The organism is Streptomyces sp. N35, assembly GCF_016464295.1.
GTDB lineage: Bacteria > Actinomycetota > Actinomycetes > Streptomycetales > Streptomycetaceae > Streptomyces.
Genome location: NZ_JAEIMH010000088.1, coordinates 23,476 through 29,475, shown reverse-complemented (window position 1 = coordinate 29,475; position 6,000 = coordinate 23,476). Strand labels below are relative to the sequence as shown.

The 6,000-nt window shown below is 68.5% G+C and carries 6 protein-coding genes; all 6 read right to left on the bottom strand.

The window, feature by feature from the left end; translation table 11 throughout:
• Positions 1 to 109 precede the first annotated feature (109 nt).
• On the bottom strand, positions 110 to 757 hold the full coding sequence (locus JAO81_RS34275; RefSeq protein WP_199551886.1) for a hypothetical protein: 648 nt from the start codon (positions 755 to 757) through the stop codon (positions 110 to 112).
• Positions 754 to 1,200, bottom strand: coding sequence for a thioesterase family protein (locus JAO81_RS34270; RefSeq protein ID WP_199551885.1), 447 nt, complete (start codon positions 1,198 to 1,200; stop codon positions 754 to 756). The genes JAO81_RS34275 and JAO81_RS34270 overlap by 4 nt, the downstream gene beginning before the upstream one ends.
• The gene (gene ettA, locus JAO81_RS34265) at positions 1,200 to 2,864 is read right to left on the bottom strand and encodes an energy-dependent translational throttle protein EttA (RefSeq protein WP_199551884.1); all 1,665 of its coding nucleotides are present in this window, start codon (positions 2,862 to 2,864) and stop codon (positions 1,200 to 1,202) included. The genes JAO81_RS34270 and ettA overlap by 1 nt, the downstream gene beginning before the upstream one ends.
• Positions 2,865 to 3,097: 233 nt before the next feature.
• Complete coding sequence (locus JAO81_RS34260; protein ID WP_199551883.1) at positions 3,098 to 3,409, bottom strand: hypothetical protein; 312 nt, start codon at positions 3,407 to 3,409, stop codon at positions 3,098 to 3,100.
• A gap of 267 nt (positions 3,410 to 3,676) precedes the next feature.
• Positions 3,677 to 4,246, bottom strand: a complete 570-nt coding sequence (locus tag JAO81_RS34255) for a hypothetical protein (protein ID WP_199551882.1) — start codon at positions 4,244 to 4,246, stop codon at positions 3,677 to 3,679.
• Between the two features lie 84 nt (positions 4,247 to 4,330).
• Entirely contained in the window at positions 4,331 to 5,782 is a 1,452-nt protein-coding gene (locus JAO81_RS34250; RefSeq protein ID WP_199551881.1) for a Cys-Gln thioester bond-forming surface protein, read from the bottom strand.
• Between the last annotated feature and the right edge of the window lie 218 nt (positions 5,783 to 6,000).

Sequence of the window (6,000 nt, the reverse complement as noted above, 5' to 3'; positions counted from 1 at the left end):
GGAGCGGGGGCGCGGCGGACAGCACTGTCGCTTTCCGGGAAGGGGCGGGGCCGGGGAAGAAAAACCCGCCCCTCCCCCCGACGAACGCGGCGCCCCAACCCCCGTACCCCTAAAGCGGCGTGACCCCGAGCCCCGGCAGCCCGCCCGTACGCCGAAGCGCAACCGACCCGTACGGCGTACGCAACCGCAGCCACGAACCGGCCGTCAGAAGATCCGCGGAGGCCTCGGGACGCAGCAGCCCGAAGACATACGCGGCGTGCGCGGCCCGCAACGGAAGCGGAGTGGCCCCGAGGGTCCGCCCCCAGATCTCCGCCCCGATCCTGTCGAGTTCGCCGCGCGTGCGCTTGTCCTCGGGAAGCTGCTCGACGCGCACCTTGAACTCACCGACCGCCGCCTGCACCGCAAGCCCCAACGGTCCGCTCTCCGGCAGCCCTTCCTGCTTCCGCCAGCCACCGCGCGGCGGCAGCATCCCGGCCCATGCGGGCCCGGTCACGGCGGTGGGGACGGTCACCGCCGCGGGTTGGACGGCCTCCAGGAGCTCGCCCGCCGAGACCGTACGGTCAAGGTCGGCGGGCTCGGCAAGGGCGACGACCCGTACGACCACGACATCCAGCGCAGGCGCCCGCCCGAAAACGGCGAGCGCCTCGCCCGCGGCCTGCAGCCGGACCGCGGCGGCCCGGTCGTACTTGAGGAGCCGCTGCAGGAAGGCGGCGAGCGACGCCGCCTCCCCCTCAGCGGCCAGCGGCAGCACGGTCATGCCGCGACGGCCTCCGCTTCCTTGCTGTCCTTGCCGTCCTTGTTCTCACCGGTGCCATCGGCGTACTCCTCGAGGAACTCCCGCTCCTCGGCGGTGATCCGCCGCGGCCGCTGGGCCTCGAAGTCGAACGGCACGATGACGGTCGAGGCCCGTACGTACACGGCGTCCTCGTCCTTCACCTCGTACTCGATCGTGAACGAAGCCGCTCGTATCTTCGTGACCCACAGCTCGATGCTCACCGGACGATGCCGGTGCACCAACTGCCGCTTGTAGTCGATCTCATGGCGTGCCACGACCGACCCCTGCTGGAAGTCCTTGTCCGGGCGGAACAGGAAGTCGATACGCGCTTCTTCGAGATACCGAAGAAAGACCACATTGTTGACGTGGCCGTACGCATCCATGTCCGCCCAGCGCAAGGGGCAGGCGTATACGTGGCGAGCCATCAGCCGCGGGTCAGCTTCTTGTAGGTGGCGCGGTGCGGACGGGCCGCGTCCGGGCCGAGCCGCTCGATCTTGTTCTTCTCGTACGACTCGAAGTTGCCCTCGAACCAGTACCACTTGGAGTCGCCCTCGTACGCGAGGATGTGCGTGGCCACCCGGTCGAGGAACCAGCGGTCGTGGGAGATGACCACGGCCGCACCCGGGAACTCGAGCAGTGCGTTCTCGAGGCTCGACAGGGTCTCGACGTCGAGGTCGTTCGTCGGCTCGTCGAGGAGGAGCAGGTTGCCGCCCTCCTTGAGGGTCAGCGCCAGGTTCAGACGGTTGCGCTCACCACCGGAGAGCACACCGGCCGGCTTCTGCTGGTCCGGGCCCTTGAAGCCGAACGCGGACACGTACGCCCGCGAGGGCATCTCGACCTGACCGACATTGATGTAGTCCAGCTCATCGCTGACGACGGCCCAAAGGGTCTTCTTCGGGTCGATGTTGGCGCGGCTCTGGTCGACGTAGGAGATCTTGACCGTGTCGCCGACCTTGATGGCGCCGGAGTCCGGCGTCTCCAGGCCCTGGATCATCTTGAACAGCGTGGTCTTGCCCGCACCGTTCGGGCCGATGATGCCGACGATGCCGTTGCGCGGCAGCGTGAAGGACAGGTCGTCGATCAGGACCTTGTCGCCGAAGGCCTTGGAGAGGTTGCTGACCTCGACGACGATCGAGCCCAGCCGCGGGCCCGGCGGAATCTGGATCTCCTCGAAGTCCAGCTTCCGCATCTTCTCCGCCTCGGCGGCCATCTCCTCGTAACGAGCAAGACGCGCCTTGGACTTGGTCTGCCGCCCCTTGGCGTTGGAGCGAACCCACTCCAACTCCTCCTTGAGCCGCTTCTGGCGCTTCTCGTCCTTGCGGCCCTCGACCTTGAGGCGGGTCGCCTTCTTCTCCAGGTACGTGGAGTAGTTGCCCTCGTAGGGCAGGGCGCGGCCGCGGTCGAGCTCGAGGATCCACTCGGCGACGTTGTTCAGGAAGTACCGGTCGTGGGTCACGGCCACCACGGCGCCCGCGTACTTCGACAGGTGCTGCTCCAGCCAGTTCACCGACTCGGCGTCGAGGTGGTTGGTGGGCTCGTCGAGGAGCAGCAGGTCGGGCGCCTCGATCAGCAGCTTGCAGAGCGCGACGCGACGCTTCTCGCCACCGGAGAGGTTGGTGACGGGCCAGTCGCCGGGCGGGCAGCCCAGAGCGTCCATGGCCTGCTCCAGCTGGGCATCCAGATCCCACGCGTTGGCGTGGTCCAGATCCTCCTGGAGCTTGCCCATCTCCTCCATGAGCGCATCGCTGTAGTCGGTCGCCATGAGCTCGGCGACCTCGTTGAAGCGGTGGAGCTTGCCCATGAGCTCGGCGGCGCCGTCCTGCACGTTCTCCAGAACGGTCTTGGACTCGTCGAGCTTCGGCTCCTGCATGAGGATGCCGACACTGAAGCCGGGCGACAGGTACGCCTCGCCGTTGGACGGCTGCTCGAGACCGGCCATGATCTTCAGAACGGTGGACTTACCAGCACCGTTCGGCCCGACCACACCGATCTTCGCGCCGGGCAGGAAGTTCAAGGTGACGTCATCAAGAATCACCTTGTCGCCGTGCGCCTTGCGCGTCTTGCGCATGGTGTAGATGAACTCAGCCAAGAGAAACCGTCCGGCAAACTGGAAGTGGGCAGATACACCCCATCTTGCCTGACGGCCACCCTCCGACGGAAACCGGTATGGGTGGGGCCCTGTGACCTGGCCGTTCCTGGATCGCCGCTGTAGTTGATCTGTCACTCGTTGTCGCCGTCGGTCGCCCTGGAGTGACGTCGGACGGCCCAGAGACGACGGCCCTGGATCCGGGTACCGATCAGGACGTTTCCACAGTTGCGGCCTTACGGTTCCCGCGAGCGTTGACGCCACCAGGCTTCCGCTGCCCACGCGCTCACGCGCTTGATCCACGGGTCGGGGACGGTCCGCCGCTCGAACTCGTCGTCAAGCCGGGACACGATGGTCCACAGCTCGGCTCCGGCAGCCGGCGGCAACCAGGCAAGGGCGTCGCCCAGTACATCTCGGGCCTGGAGAGGGTCGCAGCAGTAACAGCCAGGGCTGTCCGCTGACAGATAGCGGCCGGGCTGCCGCAGAAAACCGCCATAGGTACCGAGCGCATCCGCTACCGCGTCGACCCAGAGGTGCCGTTCCTCCATGCGCCGGATCGCGAGGCGGGTACGGGCGGAGACAGCGGGTATCCGGCGACCCCGGACTCCGGGGCGGGGGCGCCACTGTTCGGCGCGCAGCGAGCCAGGGCGCCTACGCGGCATTGCCCCTTCGGTTGTCGGTCATAGCCGCAAGGTACAGAGCGACGCGTGAGGCGGCTACCGCATATCCGGTGACCTGTGCCCTGAGCTTGGGAAGCTCGAGTGATCTAGTGCCTGTTGGGCGCCTGACCTGCGGTGGAGCGGGTAACCGGTCCGTCACCCACCGTGCTCACGGCCGGACGGAAGCCGCCGCCGGCCGGGCACCTCCCGGTGCCCGTCCACATTCCATTCCTGCGGCAGTACCTCGTCGCAGAACACGCAGACGTAGTCCGCCTCGCGCACGATGTTGATCTCCCTGCACGAGGGGCATCGGCGGAACACCACCTCGTGCGTGAAGCCGGACGGACGGCCGACACCGGCCCGGTCCAGAGCTGCCGCAACAGCCGGCCATGAGCTGACGTCGGGGCAGTAGCCGGTCGACTGGTTGCTGACCTCCAGGACCGCCCACCGGCCCGGCTCCTCCTGAAAGCTGACCTCGCCGGCACTCAGGACCACCGCGCCGGCCGCGCACACGACGTGCTCGCTGCGGCGTGACGCCAGACGCAGACTCCCCGTCACATCGACGACGAAGGTGAAGGGCTCGGACCACTCCTCCATGCCCCGGCGCGACGCCCACTCGGCAAAGTCCGCCGGCGAGCGCACGCAGCATCCCTCGCCTCCCGGCCGGATCAGGCTCGTCAAGTCGGCAGGCCCCACGTAGCGATAGCTCCGCCCCCGCATGCGCATGACGGCCAACGTAGCCTCAACTGCCGGACCGGCCTGGGGAATTACGCCACCCCCGGACCGGCCGGCCCCCTCAAGCGCCCCCGGTCACTCCCCGGACTCGTCCGCCTCGCCCTTGCGGCGCAGCAGGAAGACGACCAGACCGCCCAGCACCAAGAACCCCACCGCGACTCCCGCGATCACCGGCGTCGCGTTCGAGCTGCCCGTCTCCGCGAGGTCATGGGTGCGGCCCGCCGTACCGCCGGCCGTCGCCGGGCTCGGGGCGGATTGCGGGGCGATCTCGTTGGCGCCCGCACCCGATGCCTTCGTACGGCAGTCGAGGATGCCCTTGAAGCGTTCGGCGAATCCGTTCGGGCCCGTGATGGTGAAGTCGTACGCCTGGTCCTCCTGCAACGGGATCGTCACCGTGCGCGACTCTCCCGCCGCGATGGTGTGCTCGAATCCCATCAGCGAGAACGTGAAGTCCTTCTCGCCCCGGTTGGCGGCCGTGATGTCCAACCCGCCCTCGGCACAGTTGCGCTCGGCGGAGAGCGCGGGGATCGCGCCCTTGTCCGCCCAGTTCACCGTCGCCGTCGCCGACACCGTCGACTCACTGGATCCGGCCAGGATCTGCGTCTGGCTCCCGGTGTCCGAGACGAACGCCCGGCCGACCGGCACGCTCGTCGAGGCCTGCACGGTGAGCGCCGCCTTCCCGGCCGCACCCTTGGGCACGTCGAAGTACAGCTCGCTGCCGTCGGCCACCGAGCTCACCGGCCTGCCGTCCTCGCCCACGACCTTGACGCCGCTCGCCGCCGCGTCCGTCGGCGGGTTCACGGTGACGCTGTGCGCATCGGTGCGCACCGTGACCGGACCGACCCGCTCACCGGACCGCCCGGACACGGCCGGCGGATCGAGGATCAGGGAGGCCTTCGGCTCCCCCATGGTCCGGGCGTTCTTCTCGAGATAGTCGGCGAGGCGCTCCGCCTGCGGATCGGTCGCGGACACCTCGACGGCGTCCGAGTGGCGCCAGATCGCCACCTGGGTGCCGGCCGCGGCATCCGCCTCGGTCAGCCCCTCGGCGTCCGCTTTACGGGCCAGCTCGTCGAGATCGTTCACCTGCGGATACGAGTGCTGCAGGATCCAACGGATCTTTCCGGCCTGCTTGTTGGCGTTCAGCGAGGTGGAGCTCCAGGACGTCTCCTGGTACTTCGCATCCTGCTGCGTCGGGCTGTCGACATCGATGCAGTAGGTCTTGAGCATGCCGCCGCCGTCGACGGACATCTCGAAGAGCCCGGCCGGTACCGCCCGCTCCTCCCCGCCCTCACGGATGACGGCCTGCCCGTAGGTCTCCAGACCGCCGAGGGTGGCGGTCGCACCACCCGGCAGCTGAGGGTTCTCCTCGGCGGCGGCCCCTGACGCACCGGCCAGCGCGCCGGCGGCGAGCAGCCCGGGGACGAGCAACGCCACAGCGAGGCGGGCGGCCCCACGGTGACGGACGACGAACGACGTGCGCGACGCAAACAAGCGAACTTCCCCTCCGGGCAGGACCCATGAACACATGGGGGGACGGTCCCGCCAGCAGACTCAACCTCAACTGCCCCGTGAGCTACGCCCGGCATCCTAGGGATGTGCAGCATCACGCATCCCGGTCATGCGGTCCGATAACCCTTCCGACGCGCAATTGTTATCGCCGGTAACCCCCGCGACCTGCCCTTATCGACAAAACCCCGCCCAACTCCCCCTTCCCTGCGGTGACTTACCGCCGCCCGCCGGCCATG